Origin of the sequence: Burkholderia sp. GbtcB21, from assembly GCF_019091065.1 — a bacterium.
GTDB lineage: Bacteria > Pseudomonadota > Gammaproteobacteria > Burkholderiales > Burkholderiaceae > Burkholderia > Burkholderia pyrrocinia_C.
On the sequence record NZ_JAGXKA010000002.1, the window covers coordinates 185,199 to 204,593 of the forward strand.

19 protein-coding genes and 2 tRNA genes are annotated in these 19,395 nt (G+C 67.3%); 9 read left to right on the top strand and 12 right to left on the bottom strand.

Annotated elements, in window-relative coordinates:
- Positions 1–332: 332 nt before the first annotated feature.
- Positions 333–1,685, top strand: a complete 1,353-nt coding sequence (gene gudD / locus KVT39_RS05025; RefSeq protein ID WP_105390740.1) for a glucarate dehydratase — start codon at positions 333–335, stop codon at positions 1,683–1,685.
- 231 nt (positions 1,686–1,916) lie between these two features.
- Here the strand turns inward: gudD and KVT39_RS05030 are convergent, their stop codons facing one another.
- The 3 genes from KVT39_RS05030 to KVT39_RS05040 all read right to left on the bottom strand — a co-directional run bounded on the left by KVT39_RS05030 (position 1,917) and on the right by KVT39_RS05040 (position 4,537).
- The gene (locus tag KVT39_RS05030) at positions 1,917–2,381 is read right to left on the bottom strand and encodes a DUF2214 family protein (protein WP_175748847.1); all 465 of its coding nucleotides are present in this window, start codon (positions 2,379–2,381) and stop codon (positions 1,917–1,919) included.
- Positions 2,382–2,420: 39 nt separating this feature from the next.
- Complete coding sequence (locus KVT39_RS05035) at positions 2,421–3,230, bottom strand: hypothetical protein (protein ID WP_131948546.1); 810 nt, start codon at positions 3,228–3,230, stop codon at positions 2,421–2,423.
- A 242-nt stretch (positions 3,231–3,472) separates the two neighbouring features.
- Positions 3,473–4,537 (bottom strand): glycosyltransferase family 4 protein, encoded by a 1,065-nt coding sequence (locus tag KVT39_RS05040; RefSeq protein WP_006476459.1) that lies wholly within the window; start codon positions 4,535–4,537, stop codon positions 3,473–3,475.
- Between the two features lie 564 nt (positions 4,538–5,101).
- Here KVT39_RS05040 and KVT39_RS05045 point away from each other — a divergent pair.
- Positions 5,102–6,934, top strand: coding sequence for an ABC transporter ATP-binding protein (locus KVT39_RS05045; RefSeq protein ID WP_131948543.1), 1,833 nt, complete (start codon positions 5,102–5,104; stop codon positions 6,932–6,934).
- Positions 6,935–7,057: 123 nt separating this feature from the next.
- Here KVT39_RS05045 and otsA read toward each other — a convergent pair whose 3' ends face one another.
- Positions 7,058–8,437 carry an alpha,alpha-trehalose-phosphate synthase (UDP-forming) gene (gene otsA, locus KVT39_RS05050; RefSeq protein ID WP_034183126.1) on the bottom strand — a complete coding sequence of 460 codons (1,380 nt, stop codon included), beginning with the start codon at positions 8,435–8,437 and terminating at the stop codon, positions 7,058–7,060.
- Positions 8,434–9,186: a trehalose-phosphatase gene (gene otsB, locus KVT39_RS05055; protein ID WP_034183125.1), complete on the bottom strand. Its 753-nt coding sequence runs from the start codon at positions 9,184–9,186 to the stop codon at positions 8,434–8,436. Before otsB ends, otsA begins: the two co-directional genes overlap by 4 nt.
- Positions 9,187–9,468: 282 nt before the next feature.
- Here otsB and KVT39_RS05060 point away from each other — a divergent pair, with 282 nt between their 5' ends.
- From KVT39_RS05060 to KVT39_RS05070, 3 genes are read left to right on the top strand one after another with little or no spacing between them, the layout of a single operon-like run.
- Positions 9,469–10,104 carry an SCO family protein gene (locus tag KVT39_RS05060; protein WP_175748845.1) on the top strand — a complete coding sequence of 212 codons (636 nt, stop codon included), beginning with the start codon at positions 9,469–9,471 and terminating at the stop codon, positions 10,102–10,104.
- Positions 10,105–10,116: 12 nt separating this feature from the next.
- A complete protein-coding gene (locus tag KVT39_RS05065) occupies positions 10,117–10,563 on the top strand; it encodes a copper chaperone PCu(A)C (RefSeq protein WP_072436416.1) in 447 nt (148 codons plus the stop codon).
- A gap of 10 nt (positions 10,564–10,573) precedes the next feature.
- Positions 10,574–11,443 (top strand): cytochrome c oxidase assembly protein, encoded by an 870-nt coding sequence (locus KVT39_RS05070; RefSeq protein WP_034183123.1) that lies wholly within the window; start codon positions 10,574–10,576, stop codon positions 11,441–11,443.
- 22 nt (positions 11,444–11,465) lie between these two features.
- Here KVT39_RS05070 and KVT39_RS05075 read toward each other — a convergent pair whose 3' ends face one another.
- Both KVT39_RS05075 and KVT39_RS05080 read right to left on the bottom strand, forming a co-directional pair.
- Positions 11,466–11,957 carry a GNAT family N-acetyltransferase gene (locus KVT39_RS05075; protein ID WP_217588054.1) on the bottom strand — a complete coding sequence of 164 codons (492 nt, stop codon included), beginning with the start codon at positions 11,955–11,957 and terminating at the stop codon, positions 11,466–11,468.
- 125 nt (positions 11,958–12,082) lie between these two features.
- A complete protein-coding gene (locus tag KVT39_RS05080) occupies positions 12,083–12,949 on the bottom strand; it encodes a pirin family protein (protein ID WP_034183121.1) in 867 nt (288 codons plus the stop codon).
- A 109-nt stretch (positions 12,950–13,058) separates the two neighbouring features.
- Between KVT39_RS05080 and KVT39_RS05085 the strand changes: the two genes are divergently transcribed.
- Together KVT39_RS05085 and KVT39_RS05090 are read left to right on the top strand one after the other, a co-directional pair.
- On the top strand, positions 13,059–13,976 hold the full coding sequence (locus KVT39_RS05085; RefSeq protein WP_217588056.1) for a LysR family transcriptional regulator: 918 nt from the start codon (positions 13,059–13,061) through the stop codon (positions 13,974–13,976).
- 103 nt (positions 13,977–14,079) lie between these two features.
- Complete coding sequence (locus tag KVT39_RS05090; protein WP_011544958.1) at positions 14,080–14,583, top strand: GAF domain-containing protein; 504 nt, start codon at positions 14,080–14,082, stop codon at positions 14,581–14,583.
- Between the two features lie 136 nt (positions 14,584–14,719).
- Here the strand turns inward: KVT39_RS05090 and map are convergent, their stop codons facing one another.
- Positions 14,720–15,526: a type I methionyl aminopeptidase gene (map, locus tag KVT39_RS05095; protein ID WP_217588058.1), complete on the bottom strand. Its 807-nt coding sequence runs from the start codon at positions 15,524–15,526 to the stop codon at positions 14,720–14,722.
- Positions 15,526–15,762 carry a ParD-like family protein gene (locus KVT39_RS05100; protein WP_034183118.1) on the bottom strand — a complete coding sequence of 79 codons (237 nt, stop codon included), beginning with the start codon at positions 15,760–15,762 and terminating at the stop codon, positions 15,526–15,528. The genes map and KVT39_RS05100 overlap by 1 nt, the downstream gene beginning before the upstream one ends.
- Positions 15,763–15,912: 150 nt before the next feature.
- Between KVT39_RS05100 and KVT39_RS05105 the strand changes: the two genes are divergently transcribed.
- Together KVT39_RS05105 and KVT39_RS05110 are read left to right on the top strand one after the other, a co-directional pair.
- On the top strand, positions 15,913–16,539 hold the full coding sequence (locus KVT39_RS05105; RefSeq protein WP_217588061.1) for a helix-turn-helix domain-containing protein: 627 nt from the start codon (positions 15,913–15,915) through the stop codon (positions 16,537–16,539).
- Positions 16,540–16,585: 46 nt separating this feature from the next.
- A complete protein-coding gene (locus tag KVT39_RS05110) occupies positions 16,586–17,134 on the top strand; it encodes a GNAT family N-acetyltransferase (RefSeq protein WP_034183116.1) in 549 nt (182 codons plus the stop codon).
- A 94-nt stretch (positions 17,135–17,228) separates the two neighbouring features.
- Here KVT39_RS05110 and KVT39_RS05115 read toward each other — a convergent pair whose 3' ends face one another.
- The 3 genes from KVT39_RS05115 to KVT39_RS05125 form a co-directional block, all read right to left on the bottom strand.
- Entirely contained in the window at positions 17,229–18,707 is a 1,479-nt protein-coding gene (locus tag KVT39_RS05115) for a sensor domain-containing diguanylate cyclase (RefSeq protein ID WP_034183115.1), read from the bottom strand.
- A 312-nt stretch (positions 18,708–19,019) separates the two neighbouring features.
- Positions 19,020–19,093 (bottom strand) — tRNA-Cys (locus KVT39_RS05120).
- 100 nt (positions 19,094–19,193) lie between these two features.
- Positions 19,194–19,269: transfer RNA gene (locus KVT39_RS05125), tRNA-Gly, on the bottom strand.
- Positions 19,270–19,395: the final 126 nt, after the last annotated feature.

A 19,395-nucleotide genomic window follows, 5' to 3' on the forward strand; every position in this document is an offset into this window, starting at 1 on the left:
TGTGAGCCGAGGGTTTACGCGGGGTATGAGCGAAAGCCGATGATTCATTATACTGCGTCACAAGTCATCCGACGACTGATGATCGACGCACGGATCTCCTGTCGACTCGAGCCGGCGCTCCGGCGCCTGCGCGGTCCCATGCGTTACGATCAGCCAGCGTTCGCGTTCTGCGCTTCGCTGGTCCGGTTGTCGCTCCCACCCCGTTCCGGGTTTGCTGTCGACATGCAGGCCTTGCGCGCCGCGCACGTCGGTTGTCGAATGATCGCACCTCCCGCCGCGCGCGGCAAAGCTTTTGCCGCACGGCATTGCCCACCCTTTCGCCATCGCCGCCCATGAACGCCGCCACAGCCTCGCCTTCCCACGACACGCCGCGCATCGTCGACCTGCAAGCGATTCCGGTCGCCGGCCACGACAGCATGCTGCTCAACCTGAGCGGCGCGCACGGTCCGTTCTTCACCCGCAACCTCGTGATCCTGAAGGACAGCGCGGGCCGGACCGGCGTCGGCGAGGTGCCGGGCGGCGAAAGCATCCGCCGCACGCTCGACGATGCGCGCGCGCTGGTCGTCGGCCAGCCGGTCGGCAATTACCACGCGGTGCTCAACGACGTGCGGCGCACCTTCGCCGATCGCGACGCGAGCGGCCGCGGGCTGCAGACCTTCGACCTGCGCACGACGATCCACGCGGTCACCGCGCTCGAAGCCGCGCTGCTCGACCTGCTCGGCCAGCATCTCGGCGTGCCGGTCGCCGCACTGCTCGGCGAAGGCCAGCAGCGCGAGCGCGTCGAAATGCTCGGCTACCTGTTCTACGTCGGCGACCGCACCAAGACCGCGCTGCCCTATCGCGACGGCAGCGGCGCAACCGACGACTGGACCCGCGTGCGCGACGAGCCGGCGCTGACGCCCGACGCGGTCGTGCGGCTCGCCGAGGCCGCGCATGCGCGCTACGGCTTCAACGACTTCAAGCTTAAAGGCGGCGTATTCGAAGGCGCGAGCGAGATCGAGGCCGTGACGGCGCTCGCCGAACGCTTCCCCGACGCGCGCGTGACGCTCGATCCGAACGGCGCGTGGTCGCTCGACGAGGCCGTGCGGCTGTGCCGCGACCAGCATCACGTGCTCGCCTATGCGGAAGATCCGTGCGGTGCGGAGAACGGTTACTCGGGCCGCGAGGTGATGGCCGAATTCCGTCGCGCGACGGGATTGCCGACGGCGACCAACATGATTGCGACCGACTGGCGGCAAATGGGCCACGCGGTGCAGCTTCAGGCTGTGGACATCCCGCTCGCCGACCCGCACTTCTGGACGATGCAGGGTTCGGTGCGCGTCGCGCAGATGTGCCGCGACTGGGGTCTCACGTGGGGCTCGCATTCGAACAACCACTTCGACGTATCGCTCGCGATGTTCACGCATGTCGCGGCCGCCGCGCCGGGCCAGGTCACCGCGATCGACACGCACTGGATCTGGCAGGACGGCGAACGGCTGACGCGCGAACCGCTGAAGATCGAGAACGGGCTGGTGGAAGTGCCGAAGCGGCCGGGGCTCGGCATCGACATCGACATGGATGCGGTCGCGGTCGCGCACGAGCTGTACAAGCAGCACGGGCTCGGCGCCCGCGACGACGCGGCGGCCATGCAGTATCTGATTCCGGGGTGGACGTTCAACAACAAGCGCCCCTGCCTCGTGCGCTGAGCATGGACGGACCGGGCGGCGGCCTCGCCCGGCCGGGACGAAATCCGAAGGAATGGTGCAGTTCGAGGCCGGCCCGGCTGATGTCGGGCTCGAGAGGCGGTGCAGGTGGAACGGAGATCCGGACGGTTGCTTGCGGCTATGCCGGACCTGCCGAGCCAGATCTGGCCGGCGGCACCTATCCGGCTACCGCTACCCGGCCAGACCTAGCCGGCCGCACCTAGCCGGCCGCACCTACCCGGCCAGCCCAATCCCCCGCGCCATCCCCGATGCGGCGAACACGATGACGACCAGCAGCACGGCCTGCCAATGACCGATCCGCACATAGGTGCGCGCGCGGCCGATATCCGGCATCTGCTGCTGCCGCGCGGCGACACGCCAGCGGATCAGCCCGAGCATCGGCACGACCTCGAGCAGCAGGATCAGCACGAGCGCGGTCATCTTCAGATGAAAGAGCGGTTCATGCAGGTAGTACGCGGTGCCTTTCTCGAAACCGCCGAACGCGCGCATCAGCCCCGTCACGATCAACACCAGCGCCGACAGCCCCCAAGCGGCGTCAGCCTTGAATACGCCGGGCAGGTCGGCCGCCTGCGCCGACGCGATGAGCCGGCGCAACGCGCGGTTGCGTCCCACGATCGCGGCAAACGCGACGGCGAACGCGCTCAGGTGAACGGCAGCCAGCAACCAACGGACGATCATTGCGCCTCCTTGTCGCCCGCGCCCGGTGCGCGAGCCGTGTCAGACGATCTGCTTGAGCGCCGCGTCGAGCGCGAGCACCGCGACGCGGTCGCCCTCGGTCGCAAGCGGCGCGCGCATCACGATCTGCCGGTTATGGCCGACGGCCGCCGGCGAATCCCACAGCAGCTCCACCTTCGGCCGCCGGAACAGGCTGCCGCGGCGCGGCGGCACGGCCGCCGGCTGTACGTCCGTCGCGCCCTGATCGCCCGCGACGGGCGCCGCCCGGCCGGGCCAGCGCACCGACAGCTCGCGCGCGTCGTACTGGCCGACCTTGCGGCTTTCCATCCAGACGATCGCGGTGCGCGTCAGCACGTCGAGCGAAATCGCGTAGCGGCCGACCGCGAAGCGGCGTGCCGCCACGTTGGTTCGCCACAGCGGCCGCGGACGGCAGATCCAGACGATCGCCGCATAGAGCGCCGGCGCGGCGACGAGCCAGCCGTTGGTCGCCGTCACCGCATGCAGCGCACGGCGCCAGCCGGCCGCCCATGCGAACGCGCCGATCGACCAGACGGCGAACAGGAAGCCGATCAGCGCGAAGACGCGCAGCGCCTGGCGCAGCCATTGCGGCAGCGGATGGAACGGCCGCTCGGCGCGCGCGACGGCGCCCGGCAACGCGAGCAGCAGGAAGATCAGCACGAGGTAGACGAACGCCCAGGGCGACGACACCATCGCCGACAGCGACGCGCGATAGCCCATCTGGGACATCGAGAACAGCCAGCGCGCGAGCAGTACGAGACCGATCGCGCGCAACGCGAAGATCACGCCGGCGCCGGGGGCCGGCGCTGCGCGCGTGGTTTTCGTTCTCGCCAAGACTGCTCTCCTCTGGATGATCGTGCGGGGCCGGATTTCACGGCACGGCCATTATAGGGACATTACCGTCTGGACAGACTGCCGGATGGCGTGCCCGGCCGCTTCATGGGCCGTTCGCGGCGTCGGGCGCGGCGAGAATACAACAGATCCGCGCCGCGGATGTGACAACGCCCCGCCGGGAACCCGGACGGGGCGTCGATGACGGCCGCGCACCGCACCGCAGCGCGGCGGCGGCCGGCGAATCAGCTTGCGTTGACTTCGCGGAGCACGGTGCGGCGCTTCTGGCGCAGCAGTTCCTCGTAGCCCTTCACGTAGTTCTGCGCCATCACCTTCGACGAGAAACGTGCTTCGAACGCGGCGCGGACCTTCTCGCGCGGCAGCGTATCGAGGCGCTTGAGCGCCGCGACGGCCGACAGTTCGTCTTCGACGACGAAGCCCGACACGCCGTTGTCGATCACTTCCGGCACCGAGCCGCGCTTGAACGCGATCACCGGCGTGCCGCAGGCCATCGCCTCGATCATCACCAGGCCGAAGGGCTCCGGCCAGTCGATCGGGAACAGCAGCGCGTGCGCGTTGCCGAGGAATTCGGTCTTTTCGGACTCGCTGATTTCGCCGATGTACTCGACGTGCGGCAGCGCGAACAGCGGCTTGATCTTCTCTTCGTAGTACGCGCGGTCGGCCTTGTCGAGCTTCGCGGCGATCTTGATCGGCAGGCCGGCCTGCTCGGCGATACGGATCGCCGTGTCGACGCGCTTCTCCGGCGAGATACGGCCGAGGAATGCCAGATAGCTCGGCTTCACGTTCGGGATCGGCGTCAGCAGGTTTTCCGGCAGGCCGTGATAAACGGTCGACAGCCAGTTCGCCTGCGGCAGCGGGATGCGCTGGTTGTCGGAGATCGACACGACCGGCACGTCGCTGAATGCGTTGAAGATCGGCTGCAGTTCCGGCAGGTCGAGACGGCCGTGCATCGTCGTCAGATGCGGGACCGGCTGGCGCGAGAACAGCGAGAACGGGTAGTAGTCGATGTGGCAGTGCAGGACATCGAACTCTTCCGCGCGGCGGCGCACCTGCTCGAGGAGCAGCATGTGCGGTGCCATCACGTCGCGGATCGTCGGGTCGAGGCGCAGCGCCTGCGGCCAGCACGCTTCGAGCTTCGCGGAGGTTTGCGAATCGCCGCTCGCGAAGAGCGTGACGTCATGCCCCATCTCGACAAGTGCTTCGGTGAGGTAGGACACCACTCGCTCGGTACCGCCGTACAGCTTCGGGGGAACTGCTTCGTGCAACGGAGCGATTTGGGCGATTCGCATGCGTAACTCCTAAAAAATCGGCTAAAAACCAGGTTGGGTCGGCAACCTGCCGGCGGTCCGGGCTGGATGCATTTCGTCCGAAAAATCGGACGAATCAGCCTGCCGGGGGCGTCGAACCCGCGCTGCTCAAGGAGCGTCGGCGACGCGACAGGCATAGAACGTTTGAAACGAAGACCCGTTGACAGGGGTTCGTAAAAAAACCTGGAACCGAACCCGGAGCCGATTATCTAGGGTTAATCCCGATACGGCGCACAACATTTCAAACACTTTACTTTGTTACAAAGGCGCAACACTTTGCAACCCGCGGACTTGGGCGTCCGTTCTAGAGTGGAAGGCCCTTTTGGCGATCCTGGTCACCCGTGACTGCCGGCAGCGTGATTCCGGCACATGTGGCAGGACGGGATGCCGGATTTTATCTCAAAATCGATCGTGAGCCCCTGGCCAAGGCAAGATTCGCGCAGCGCGACGCATGCGTTGTTTACAATGCCGGATTATTCAGTCCGGGCGAACGCCGGCATGCGATCCAGCCGCAACGCTCAACCACCGAATCACCGCACGCATATTTTGGAATCTCTCACCCCTGCCCAGCGCAACGCCCACAACGCGAAGCTGTCGAGCTACGCGCACCGGCCGATCGCGTTCCTGTTCCGCTACATTCGCCTGCATCCCGTCGCCCACCTCATCGTGCTGTGCAGCGTGGTGGCCGCCGTCGGCTGCGCGCTCGGCTCGCAATACGCGATCAAGCACCTGATCGACGTGCTGGCGACCGGGCGCCATCATCCGGGCCCGCTGTGGAGCGCGTTCGCGCTGCTCGTCGGGCTGATCGCGGCCGACAACCTGCTGTGGCGCGTCGGCGGCTGGGTCGCCGCGCACACGTTCGTCGCGGTCACCGGCGACCTGCGGCGCGACCTGTTCCAGTACCTGATCGGCCATTCGCCGACCTATTACTCGGAAAAGCAGCCGGGCACGCTCGCGAGCCGCATCACGGCCACGTCGAACGCGGTCTACACGTCGGAGAACACGATGGCGTGGAACGTGCTGCCGCCGTGCATCGCGGTGATGGGCGCAATCCTGATGATCATCGTCGTCAATCCGATGATGGCCGCCGGCCTGCTCGGCTGCTCGGCCGTGCTGTCCGTCATCCTGTTCAAGCTCGCCGGACGCGGCTCGGCCCGCCACCATGCGTTCGCGGCAAAGGCAGCGGCGGTCGACGGCGAACTCGTCGACGTGATCGGCAACATGGGCCTCGTGCGTGCGTTCGGGATGACGCTGCGCGAGCAGAAGCGCTTCGGCGCGACGGTCAAGGCCGAGATGGACGCGCGCCAGCAGAGCCTGCTCTATCTCGAGAAGCTGCGCCTGCTGCACGCGGTGATCACCGCGATGCTGTCCGCCGGCCTGCTCGGCTGGGCACTGTGGCTGTGGGACCAGGGCCGCGCGACGTCGGGCGACATCGTGCTCGTCAGCTCGCTCGGCTTCACGATCCTGCACGGCACGCGCGATCTCGCGGTGGCGCTCGTCGACGTCACGCAGCACGTCGCACGGCTGTCCGAAGCCGTGAAGACGCTGCTCGAGCCGCACGGGATGCAGGACCGCTCCGATGCGCAGCCGCTGTCGGCCAAGGGCGGCCGCGTCGCCTTCGAGCGCGTGACGTTCGCGTATCCGCACCGCCGTGCGATCCTCGACCACTTCGATCTCCATATCGAACCGGGCCAGCGCGTCGGCCTGATCGGCAAGTCGGGCGCCGGCAAGTCGACCGTGCTCGCGCTGCTGCAGCGCTTCTACGACACGCAGGACGGCGTCGTGAAGGTCGACGGCCAGGACGTGAAGGCGATCACGCAGGACAGCCTGCGCCACGCGATCGCGCTCGTGCCGCAGGACATCTCGCTGCTGCACCGGACGATCTACGACAACATCGCGTACGGCCGCCCCGACGCGACCCGCGAGCAAGTGCTCGCCGCCGCGCGCGACGCGCGCTGCGCGGAGTTCATCGAGGCGATGCCGGAAGGTTATGACACGATCGTCGGCGACCGCGGCGTCAAGCTGTCGGGCGGCCAGCGCCAGCGCATCGCGATCGCGCGCGCGATCCTGAAGGATGCGCCGATCCTGCTGCTCGACGAAGCGACGTCGGCACTCGACAGCGCATCCGAGGAAGCGATCCAGAGCGCGCTCGACCGCCTGATGGTCGGCCGCACGGTGATCGCGATCGCCCACCGCCTGTCGACGCTGCGCAACTTCGACCGGATCATCGTGATGAGCAACGGCAAGGTGATCGACGACGGCAGCCCCGAAGTACTGCGCAACCGCCCCGGCCTGTATCGCGACCTGCTCACGAAGCAGCACGGCCGCCACCACGCGGCACCCGACGGCAACACGCCGACCGGCGAACGCGTGGCCTGACGCGTCCGCGCGCAGCCGATAAAAAAGCCGCAGTGCTTCACGCACTGCGGCTTTTTTAATTGCACCGGGAACGGCCGGCCGAGATGGTGCGGAATGTGCCGCGCGATGCGCCGGACCTACCGGCTAGCCATGCTGCAGATCGCGCAGGAAGTTGTCGCGCCACACCGACACGTTGTTCTCGCGAAGCTGCGCGATCATGTCCGCGTAACGCGCGCGCCGCTCGGCGAGCGGCATCGTCAGCGCCTGCGACAGCGCATCGGCCATCCCGTCGATATCGATCGGATTGACGATCAGCGCGCCCGTCAGCTCGCGCGCGGCGCCCGCGAAGCGCGACAGCACGAGCACGCCCGGATCGTCCGGATTCTGCGCGGACACATACTCCTTCGCGACGAGGTTCATCCCGTCGCGCAGCGGCGTCACGAAACCCACGCGTGCGAGCCGGTACAGCGCGGCCAGCACCTGGCGGTCGTACTGGCGGTGAATGTAGAGGATCGGCGCCCAGTCGAGCTCCGCGTAACGCCCGTTGATGCGCCCCGACTCCGCTTCGAGCTGCAGGCGGATGTCCTGGTACGCGCGCAGGTCCGCACGCGTCGACGGTGCGATCTGCAGGAACGACACGCGGTTGCGGATCGACGCCTGGTGTTCGAGCAGTTTCTCGAACGCGCGGAACCGCTCGACGAGCCCCTTCGAATAATCGAGCCGGTCGACGCTCATGATCAGTTGCCGCCCGCGCAGCGACGTCGCGAGCGTGCGTACGGCCTTGCCGTGTTCGCCCGCCTGCGCGAGCGTCGCGATCTCGTCCGGATATACGCCGATCGGATAGGCGGCCGCGCGCAGCGTCTGGCCGAACGCGCGCACGCGCACCGTGCGGCCGTCGCGCTCGACCTCGCCGCCCGCCTCGAATTCGATGTAGTCGCAGAACGCGCGCAGATCGGGCTCGGTCTGGAAACCGAGCAGGTCGAACGCGCACAGCGACTCGACGAGCTCGCGGTGCGGCGGCACGTTGACGAGCACCTGCGCGGCAGGAAACGGGATGTGCAGGAAGAAGCCGATGCGGTTCTTCACGCCGGCCTCGCGCAGCGCGCGTGCGAACGGGATCAGGTGATAGTCGTGCACCCAGATCACGTCGTCGTCCTGCAGCAGCGGCACGAGCTGCTGCGCAAGCCACACGTTGACGCGGCGGTAGCCGTCGAATTCGTGGCGGTCGTACTGGATCAGGTCCGCGCGGTAATGGAATGCGGGCCACAGCGTCGCATTCGAGAAGCCGCGGTAATACTGGTCGTAATCGCGGCGCGACAGGCCGACGGTCGCGAACGTCACGGGCCCGCGCTCCTCGATGCGGATCTGCGGCGCGCCGGAGGCGACGACCTCGCCGCTCCAGCCGAACCACATGCCGCCCGTCTCCTTCAGCGCATCGTAGACGCCGATCGCGAGGCCGCCCGCCGCCGGTTCGCCTTCCGAAATCGGGGCGACGCGGTTTGAAACGATGATGAGCCGGCTCATGCGTGCGGCTGCCCCGCGCCAAGCCAGCACGCGATCTGCTCGTGCAGCGCGTCGACCGAATCGAGCCGCATGCGGGCGGACGTCTCGCCCGCGCCGACCTTGATCGACAGGCCGCCGCGCGCGTTGACCACCGCGAAGCCCTTCTCGTCGGTCAGGTCGTCGCCCGCGAACAGCGGCATGCGGCCCGCGAACGGCGGCTCGTCGAGGAACGCGGCCAGCGCGCGCCCCTTGTCGACACCCTTCGGCTTGATCTCGAACACCATCTTGCCGGGCTGCAGCACGTACGCATCCGCATATTCGGCGACGAGGCGCTCGGCCGCTTCGCGCGCAACCGCCTCGCGCTCGGGCGCATTGCGATAGTGCAGCGCGACGGCCGCGCCCTTGATTTCGAGCAGCATGCCCGAATGACGGTCGACGACGGCCGCGAGTTCGCGCTCGATGCGCAGCAGACGTTCGTCGTTGAAGCCGATGCGCTGCGTGTCGCCGTTCGCATCGCGGCGCTCCGCGCCGTGCAGGCCGGCGATCGGCAGGCCGGGCATCTTCAGGAACGTGTCGAGGTTGTCGATGCCGCGCCCGGACACGACCGCGACCGCGCCGTGCGAGCGGCGGCGCAGCTCGTCGAGCAACGTCAGCAGCGACGGCGGAACGTGAATGCTGTCGGGCGTCGGCGCCAGTTCGACGAGCGTGCCGTCGAAGTCGAAGAAGAACGCGGTATCGGTCAGGGACAGGGAAGCCGGAACGGATTGCATCGATTCGATAATGTGAGGGGCGGCCGGCAAACGCCGGGCTGCCGCTGCGCGAATGGAATTGTGCGCATCTTACCGCGCCTGCGCATCGAGTTGGGCGAAACCGGCGCATCGCTGGCAGCGCGCCGCCAGCCGCGTCAACTGCGGCATATTGCCCCGCTCGCCCGCGCCGTACGGGTTTCGAAAGGACGCGGGCGCGCAAATTGCGCTACAGTCGCAACCGCCTGCCGCGCGACGCATGGCGCCGCGCCGGCCGGCCACCATTCCGTCCGATCGAGTTCTAGGATGCCGTCTGCCCGTCCCGTCCCGCGCCAGCGCTTCTCCCGCATCATCCGCACGGCCGCGACCCTCGCCGCCGCCGTCGCGCTCGCCGCGTGCACGCACGACGAGCCGCGCTGGAACCTGACCAACGTCACCGGCCACCTGCCCGACCTGTCGTTCACACTGACGGGCGGCGACGGCCGTCCCGTCGACGCCGATGCATTCCGCGGCCGCGTCGCGCTCGTCTACTTCGGCTACACGCACTGCCCCGATGTCTGCCCCGAAACGATGGCGCGGCTGATGGAAGTGCTCGCGAAGCTCGGCCCGCAGGCGAACGACGCGCGCATCCTGTTCGTCTCGGTCGATCCCGCGCGCGACACGCCGCAGGCGATGCAGTCGTATGTCGCCGCGTTCGACCCCGCGCATGCGCGCGGCCTGACCGGCACCGACCGCCAGATCGAATCGCTCGCGAAACGCTATCGCGTTGCGTACCAGATGGAAAAACGCGATCCGTCCGGCGGCTACGAAGTCACGCACAGCTCGGCTGTCTACATCTTCGACGCGAGCGGCCGCGCCCGCCTGCTCGCGACCGACCGCGACTCGCCCGACGCCATCGCCGCCGATGTGCGCCGGATCATCGACACCGCCTCCACTACCTGAATGCATTCCGACATGAAGACGAAGACGACCCTCAAGACGTTCGCCCTCCTCGCCGCGCTGTGCGCCGGTGCCCAGGCCTATGCCGCCGGCACGATCACCGCGCAGAACGCGTGGGTGCGGTGGCTGCCGAACAAGCTGCCGGCCGGCGGCTACGTGACGCTCGTGAACACGGGCGACAAGCCGGTCGATCTCGTCGATGTCGACAGCCCCGACTACGGGATGACGATGCTGCACCAGACCGTCTCGAACGGCTCGACGCAGAAGATGGAAATGGTCGACAAGCTGACGATCCCCGCGCGCGGCAAGGTCGACATCGCGCCGGGCGGCTATCACTTCATGCTCGAGGAGCCGAAGCACGCGATCAAGCCGGGCGACACCGTGCACCTGCGCCTGAAATTCTCCGACGGCGAAACGGTCGACACGCCGTTCGCCGTGAAGTCGCCGGCCCAGGCGAAGTGATGCGCGCGCGATGAACCTCCTGTACTGGCTCGATCCGTGGGAACCGTCGCCGACCGTCGTCATCGCGGTGCTGACGGCCGCCGTGCTGTTCGCGCGCGGCGTGAAGAAGGCGAAGGTGTCGCCGCTGCGGCAGTTCTCGTTCTGGTTCGGGCTGACGGCACTCTACATCGCGCTGCATACGCGGCTCGACTATTTCTTCGAGCACGAGTTCTTCCTGCACCGCGCGCAGCACCTCGTGCTGCACCACCTCGGGCCGTTCTTCATCGCGCTGTCCTATCCGGGCGCGGCGATTCGCGCGGGCATCCCGTTTCGCTGGCGGCAGCGCTTCGTGCGCCCCGCGCTCGCGTGGGCGCCCGTGCGCGCGACGCTCGACGTGGTATTCCATCCCGTCGTCGCGGTCGTGCTGTTCGTCGGGCTGATCTATTTCTGGCTGCTGTCGCCGATCCACTTCATCGCGATGCTCGACTGGCGTCTCTATCGCGTGATGAACTGGAGCATGGTGATCGACGGGCTGCTGTTCTGGTGGCTCGTCGTCGATCCGCGCCCCGCGCCGCCCGCGCGGCTGTCGCCCGGCCGCCGGATCCTGATCGTCGTCGCGGCGATCCCGCCGCAGATCGCGCTCGGCGCGCTGATCTTCTTCACGCCGCACGAGCTGTATCCGATCTACTCGATCTGCGGCCGCGCGTTCACGTGGCTGAGCCCGCTGCGCGACCAGCAGATCGGCGGCCTGCTGCTGTGGATTCCCGGCTCGATGATGAGCGTGATCGGCGCGCTGATCGCGCTGCGGCACTGGCTGCGGCTGTCCGCGCGCGGGCGCCTGATCGGGGAACGGGCCGTGCAGCGCACGGACCAGCCGTCGGTGGCACGCACCGCGCACTGACTGCCGCGCGGCGCGTCGCGCATCACGCGCGCGTGCTGCTCATCCACACGTGCGGGATGCCGTCCTCGTCGTGCACGTCCGAACTCGGCGTGAAGCCGAATGCGCCGTAAAAGCGCTGCAAGTGGGCCTGCGCATGCAGGCTCACGGGCGTATCCGGCCACTGCGCGCGGATATGCTCGAGCGCGCGCGACAGTAGCCCGTTGCCGAGGCCCGCGCCGCGAAACGCGGTGGTCGTCAGCACGCGGCCGATGCGCACGTCGGTGTTCTGCGCATCGGGCAGCAGCACGCGCAGATAGCCGGCCAGGCGGCCGGCCGGATCGTACGCAGCGAGGTGCCACGCGGCCTGGTCCGCGTCGTCGATGTCGCGATACACGCAGTTCTGCTCGACCACGAACACCGCGCTGCGCGCTTCGAGGATCGAATAGATTTCGTGCGCCGTCAGCGCGTCGAAGGATTTCCAGCGCCAGTCGAGATCGGCGGCGCTCGGGGATGCTGCGGGTGCGGATGCGTTCATGTGCGGTCCTGATTCGGGCGCGCCGGCCGGCGCGCGGCAACCGCTGATTATGCCTCGAAGCACGCGCGACGCGCGACCGTCCGCCCGCGCGAAAAAAAAGCCCCGCATCGCGCGGGGCCTGTCCGTCATGCCGGCATCTTGCCGAAGCGGCCGCTGTTGAAATCCTCGATCGCGGTACGGATCTCCGCTTGCGAGTTCATCACGAACGGCCCGTAACCGACGACGGGCTCGTCGATCGGCTCGCCGCTCAGGATCAGCAGCTTCGCGTCGCCGTTCGCTTCGATCTCGACGTCGCGGCCTTCGCGGCCCAGTTGCACGAACTGCGCTTCGCGGGCGACCGTCTCGCCGTTCACCTGCACCGTGCCGCTCAGCACGACCACCGCGAGCGTGCGCCCCTCGGCGACCGGGAACCGCGCATGGCCGCCTGCCACGAGCCGCACGTCCCATACGTCGATCGGCGTGTGCGTACGGGCCGGGCCGCGCCGCCCGTCGAGTTCGCCCGCGATGATCCGCGCCCGCCCCGCGCCGTCCGGCAGCTCGACCACGGGGATGTCCGCGTTCAGCAGCGTCTGGTAGCCGGGTGCGCCCATCTTGTCCGCGGCGGGCAGGTTCACCCACAGCTGCACCATCTCGAGCGGGCCGCCACGCTTCGTGAACGCCTCCGAGTGGAATTCCTCGTGCAGGATCCCGCTCGCGGCCGTCATCCACTGCACGTCGCCCGGGCCGATCACGCCGCCCGCGCCGGTCGAGTCGCGGTGCGCGACTTCACCGTCATAGACGATCGTCACCGTTTCGAACCCGCGATGCGGATGCTCGCCGACACCGCGCGGCGCCGAAGCCGGCTCGAACGTCGCGGGGCCCGCGTGATCGAGCAGCAGGAACGGGCTCAGGTGCGCGCCGTGAGACTGGTAGCTGAACATCGAACGCACCGGGAAACCGTCGCCGACCCAATGGCCGCGCGGCGCACTATACACACCCTGGATCTTCTTCATTGCCCTCTCCAAATTGCGGCGAAACACGTGTTTCGCATCCTGAGCATGAATATAGAGGTGGAACGATCGATCCGGTAGACTGCCAAAATCGCACTCAGCGTTCCATTTCATGAACGATAAAGAACGGGATCTGAACGATCTCTACTACTTCGTGCAGGTCGTCGAGCATGGCGGCTTCGCGTCGGCCGGGCGCGCGCTGGACCTGCCGAAATCGAAGCTGAGCCGTCGCGTCGCGCTGCTCGAGGCGCGGCTCGGGATGCGGCTGATCCAGCGCTCGACGCGCCGCTTCACGGTCACCGACGTCGGCCAGACCTATTACGCGCATTGCCGCGCGATGCTCGTCGAGGCCGATGCGGCCGACGAGGCGATCGCGCTGCTGCACGAGGAGCCGCGCGGCATCGTGCGCGTCAGTTGCCCGATCGTGCTGCTCGATTCGCTGGTCGGCGCGATGATCGCCGCGTTCATGGCCGCGTGCCCGCGCGTCGAGATCCACCTGGAAGCGACCAACCGGCGCGTCGACGTGGTCGGTGAAGGGATCGACGTCGCGATCCGCGTGCGCCCGCCGCCGCTCGAGGACAGCGATCTCGCGCTGCGCGTGCTGACCGAGCGCGGCCAGTGCCTCGTCACGAGCCCCGCGCTGCTGCGCGAACATGGCGTGCCGGCGGTTCCCGCCGATCTCGCGCGCCTGCCGAGCCTCGATCACGGTGTGCCGCAGTCCGCGCACGTGTGGCGGCTGCGCGGGCCCGACGGCGCTCAGGCCGAAATCCATCACCAGCCGCGCTTCGTGACGGGCGGCATGCTCGCGCTGCGCGCGGCGGCGGTCGCGGGCGTCGGCGTCGTGCAATTGCCGACGATGATGGTGCGCGACGAGATCGCGCGCGGCGAACTGGCGACCGTGCTGCCGGACTGGGCGCCGCGCCGCGAGATCGTGCACGCGGTGTTCGCGTCGCGCCGCGGGCTGCTGCCTGCGGTGCGGGCGCTGCTCGATTTTCTGGCGGAGCGGTTTGCCGGGCTCGAGCCCGATTGAGCGCGCCGCATCACACGCAACCGCGCGCTGCAGACCGTACGCGCGTGCCGTAGACTGCGGGACGCGCATCGCGCATTTTCACAACCCCTATCGCCTTCCCGCCATGTTCACGCTGTCCAACGACCCCACCGCCTCCAAGGCCGATCAATACGCGACGCTCGTCGAGCAGGCGCGCGCGCTCGTCGAGTCCGAACGCGACCTGACCGCGAACGCGGCGAATTTCTCCGCGCTCGTCTACCACTCGCTCGACCGCCTCAACTGGGCCGGCTTCTACTTCTTCGACGGGACCGAACTCGTGGTCGGGCCGTTCCAGGGCAAACCGGCGTGCGTGCGGATCGCGCTCGGCAAGGGCGTGTGCGGCACGGCCGCGCAGACGCGCGAGACGCAAGTCGTGCGCGACGTGCATGACTTCCCCGGCCATATCGCGTGCGATGCGGCATCGGAATCGGAAATCGTCGTGCCGCTGGTGGCCGACGACGGCACGCTGATCGGCGTGTGGGACGTCGATAGTCCGGTCGCCGCGCGCTTCGATGACGAGGACCGCAAAGGGATGGAAGCGCTGTGCCGCGTGTTCGTCGAACACGCGTGGCAGAAGGCGCGCGGTTAAGCAGCGGTCTCGCGTCACGCAGCGGATAACCGCAGTCGCGCGTGAATCGCGCCGCGTGACCTCGAACGAAACGGGCCCCGCAACGGGACCCGTTCATTTGCGCCACCGCGCCGCCGGACGCGGCGCACGGCACGCGTCACGCAGCGTGCGTGCCGGAAAGCGCCGCCAATGCCTGCGGCTTCGCATCGTCGGTCAGCACCTCGAAGCCCGTTTCCGTCACCACGACCATGTGCTCCCACTGCGCGGACAGCGAATGGTCCTTCGTGACGACCGTCCAGCCGTCCGGCAGCACGCGCGTGTCGCGCTTGCCCGCGTTGAGCATCGGCTCGATCGTGAAGATCATCCCCGGCCGCAGCGGCACGCCGGTGCCCGGACGGCCGTAGTGAAGCACCTGCGGCTCGTCGTGATAGACGTCGCCGATGCCGTGCCCGCAGTACTCGCGGACCACGCTGAACCCTTCGCGATGCGCGACCTGCTGGATCGCATAACCGACATCGCCCAGCGTCGCGCCCGGACGCACCGCGCGGATGCCCGCGTGCATCGCTTCGTAGGTTGCCGCGACGAGACGCCGCGCGAGTTCGCCCGGCTCGCCGACGAAATACATGCGGCTCGTATCGCCGTACCAGCCGTCCTTGATCACCGCGATGTCGAGGTTCACGATGTCGCCGTCGCGCATCGTGCGTGACGATGGAATGCCGTGACAGACCACATGGTTGACCGACGCGCACAGGGTCTTCGGATAGCCGTGGTAGCCGATGTTCGCCGGTATCGCGCCGAGCACGTCGACGATGTATTCGCGGCAGCGCGCGTCCAGTTCATCGGTGGAGACGCCAGGCTTCACATGCTCGGCGATCATCGCCAGCACCTGCGACGCGAGCTTCGCGGCCTCGCGCGACTTGGCGATTTCTGCGGTGCCGCGGATCGGGATTTCGCGCTTCGCCATTACGCCACCTGCTCGATGCCGTGCGCGACCGGCTCTGCCGGCGCCACATCGCCGCCCCGTGCTTCGGCCTCGATCAGCATCCGGCAGATGTCGCCGTACGACAGCGCCGGATTGAGTTCCGCCAGCATCCCGACACGCAGCCAGTGTTCGGCCTGTGCGTTGATCGACCGGCTCAACGCCGTGCTCGTCGAGCGCAGCCGTTCGTGCATGTGCTCGGAAATCTTGATGATGCCCATATATCCCCAATTAAACGAAACGTAGTCGATTCGTATATTACGCTGCGCGTGACTGCCGGGCAAGGCGTTCGAAGGCCGTCGCGCCATCGGTCGGCCGCTGCCAATGCGCCGTTGACACCGAATTCCAGTTTGCTGGAGAATAAATCCATCATGAAAGAATCCGTGACGACCGCTGCCGACGATACCGGCATCAACGAGCGCATCGCCCGGCGCGTGCGCGACCTGCGTACTGCTCGAGGCTACACGCTCGATGCGCTGGCCGCGCGCTCCGGCGTCAGCCGTTCGATGATCTCGCTCATCGAACGCGCGTCGGCCAGCCCGACGGCCGTCGTGCTCGACAAGCTCGCGGCAGGTCTAGGCGTGTCGCTGGCAGGGCTGTTCGGCGGCGACCGGGACGACACGCCCGCGCAGCCGCTGGCACGGCGCGCGCAGCAGGCCGAATGGCGCGATCCGGCGTCCGGCTATGTGCGGCGCAACCTGTCCCCGCCCGGCTGGCCGTCGCCGATCCAGCTCGTCGAGGTCGATTTCCCGCCCGGCGCGCGTGTCGCGTACGACAGCGGCGGACGCGACAGCGCGCTGCATCAGCAGATATGGATCATCAGCGGCCGCGTCGACGTCACGTTCGGCGGCGAGCTTCACGAACTTCACGAAGGCGACTGTCTGGCCATGCGGCTCGATCGGCCGCTGATCTTCAGCAACCCGTCGTCGTATGCCGCGCGCTATGTCGTCGTGATCTGCGACGCATCCACGTCCGCGGCCGGCGCGCGGAGCGCGTGACGCGCGCGCCGTGTGCGCACCCCGTTCAAAACCAACCGGAGCCGTTATGAATTCCCCGAAACAGCGCGACGACGTGCGCCTGATCGATTGCAGCGAGGCCGAGCACGCAGCGGCCATCCTCGAGATCCTGAACGACGCGATCGTGAATTCGACCGCGCTGTACGACTACCGGCCGCGCCCGCCGGAAGCGATGGTCACGTGGTTTGCAACGAAGCGCGCGGGCGGTTTTCCGGTCGTCGGCGCGGTGGACGCGTCGGGCACGCTGCTCGGCTTCGCGAGCTGGGGTACGTTCCGCGCGTTCCCCGCGTACAAGTACACGGTGGAACACAGCGTCTACGTGCACCGCGACCAGCGCGGCCGCGGGCTCGGCGAACTGCTGCTGCGCGAAGTGGTCCGGCGTGCGCGCGAAGCGCAGGTGCACGTGCTGGTCGGCTGTATCGATGCGACCAATGCCGGGAGCATCGCACTGCATACGAAACTGGGATTCGTGCACTCGGGCACGATCACGGAGGCGGGATTCAAGTTCGGCCGCTGGCTCGATGCGGCGTTCTATCAGTTGAAGCTCGAAACGCCGGCGCAGCCGGTGGATGGCTGATCGCCCGCTTGGCCGTTGCATCCGCAACGGCCAAGCGGGGCGTTTGTGTCATCGAAGCCGCCAGACCATAGGTCACCGAGGAGTCCGATTTCCGTCAAGCCGCGGGCTGGAAGGTAGCGACCTTGTTCCGACCGGTTGCCTTTGCATAGTAGAGCGCCTCGTCGGCCGCCTTGATCACGGCACTCGGCTCGCCTTCCTGATCCGGCTCCCAACTCGCCAGTCCGATACTGGCGGTGACGCGCCCGTATTCGCTTCCGGCATGCTCGAGTGCCAGTTTGTCGATTGCCGCGCGAATCCGCTCGGCAATCTGGGCGGCCCCCGTCTGCGGGGTATCGGGGAGCAACACCACGAATTCCTCCCCGCCGTAGCGGGCCGCCGTATCCACCGGCCGGCGGATGTTTTCGCCGATGCAGCGTGCGACCGCAGTCAACGCGTCGTCGCCCGCCTGGTGGCCATAGATGTCGTTGTAGGCCTTGAAGCGGTCAACGTCGACGAACAGCAGCGAGAAAATGGAACTGGCCCGCCGTGCGCGACGCCACTCCCGGTCCAGCACTTCGCCAAAGCTGCGGCGATTGTTCAGGCCGGTGAGACCGTCGGTGCGCGCCAGCAGCACAAGCTCGGACTCCGCGCGCATCCGGCGCCGCAGTTGCGCGCCGAGCATGACGGACAGCGCAATAAACGCGGCGCCGAACGTCACCACAAGCGCGCCGATCGTCACGGCGCGGTGCCGCCACGCCGCATAGATGTCCTGCTCGGCTTCCGCAACCATGATGATCAGCGGCAGCGTCGGTAGATGCTTGAAGTAGTAAAGACGGCGCACGCCGTCGATCGACGACGTTTCCGAGAACGAGCCCTCCGGGGCGGCTCCGAACCGTCGAAAGGTTGCCGCCTTGCTGATGTCGCGGCCGATGGTACGGACATCATATGGCTGGCGCATGACCATGACGCCATCCTTGCCGATCAGCGACATCGACCCATGCTGCCCCAGCGACAGCCCCGCGAACAGCTGGTGGAAATATTCGAGGTTGACCGCAATCAGCGCAACGCCGGCAAACGAGCCGTCCGGATTCGAGATTCGCCGCGACAGCGCAATGCTGAGCATGCCCCTGCGCAGGCGCGACGCGAACGGATCGCTGACATAGAGCCCCACGTTCGGATTGTCGCGGTGAATGGTGAAGTACTTGCGATCGGCGAAATTGCCCTTGCGCGGAACATGATTGGCCGAATCCAGAATGATGTTGCCGTCGGCATCGAGCACCAGTTGCGAACCGAGAAATTGCGCGGTCATCGAGTTGTCGAACAGCACGCCGTGCCGCAAGGCCGGCGAAGCAGCCATCACGTCGGGCCGCTGCAGACCATGAATCAACGCCTGCAAGGACAGGTCGTAGAGCTCGAAGTTGCGCTCGATGTCGCGCTCGGCCATCAGGCCGAGATTGCGCGAGGTCTCGCTGGCACGCTCCAGTGCGTCGTGGCGGCTCTGGAACAGTTGCAGCACGCACAGGCCCATCAGCGCGCAGGCGATCACGATGCCGACTGCCACAATGGAGTAAGGGGCTGCCGTCCGGGGGTGCATGGGTCTCCTCACTGCATAAGTGTGCGCCCGCGCCGGCGCATGGTTTTCCGCATACTAAATCGGATAGCCACATTTGCAAGCGCAGAGCGAAACTGATCGAAAGGCGAACCTCGCGCGACGGTGTCGGAGCCGCCGGCAAACCCGGGCAGCAAAGTAACTTTCTGTCCGATCCATGACAAGGCGTCACGCGATTCGATTGACGCGATTCGACGGACCACGCCCCGCCGACGGACACCATCTCGGTGCAAAACCCGTCGAAAGCGAGACGGAAAAAGAAAAGCCCCGCCGAAGCGGGGCTTTTCTTTTCCTACCTGGAGGCGCGAGCCGGAGTCGAACCGGCCTAAACGGCTTTGCAGGCCGCTGCATAACCGCTTTGCTATCGCGCCAAAAGCGGACTGTCCGGATGCCGTGAAGGCAGGCGACAGATTTTTATTCGAGGACCGTAAGTCCATCAAATAAAAAGGGAAGCGTGGCTTCCCCATTACTTGGAGCGGGAGACGAGTCTCGAACTCGCGACCTCAACCTTGGCAAGGTTGCGCTCTACCAACTGAGCTACTCCCGCATTGTCCTGCATGTGCAGCGCTTTGCCGACCAACACGCTGCCGAAAAATCCTGGAGCGGGAGACGAGTCTCGAACTCGCGACCTCAACCTTGGCAAGGTTGCGCTCTACCAACTGAGCTACTCCCG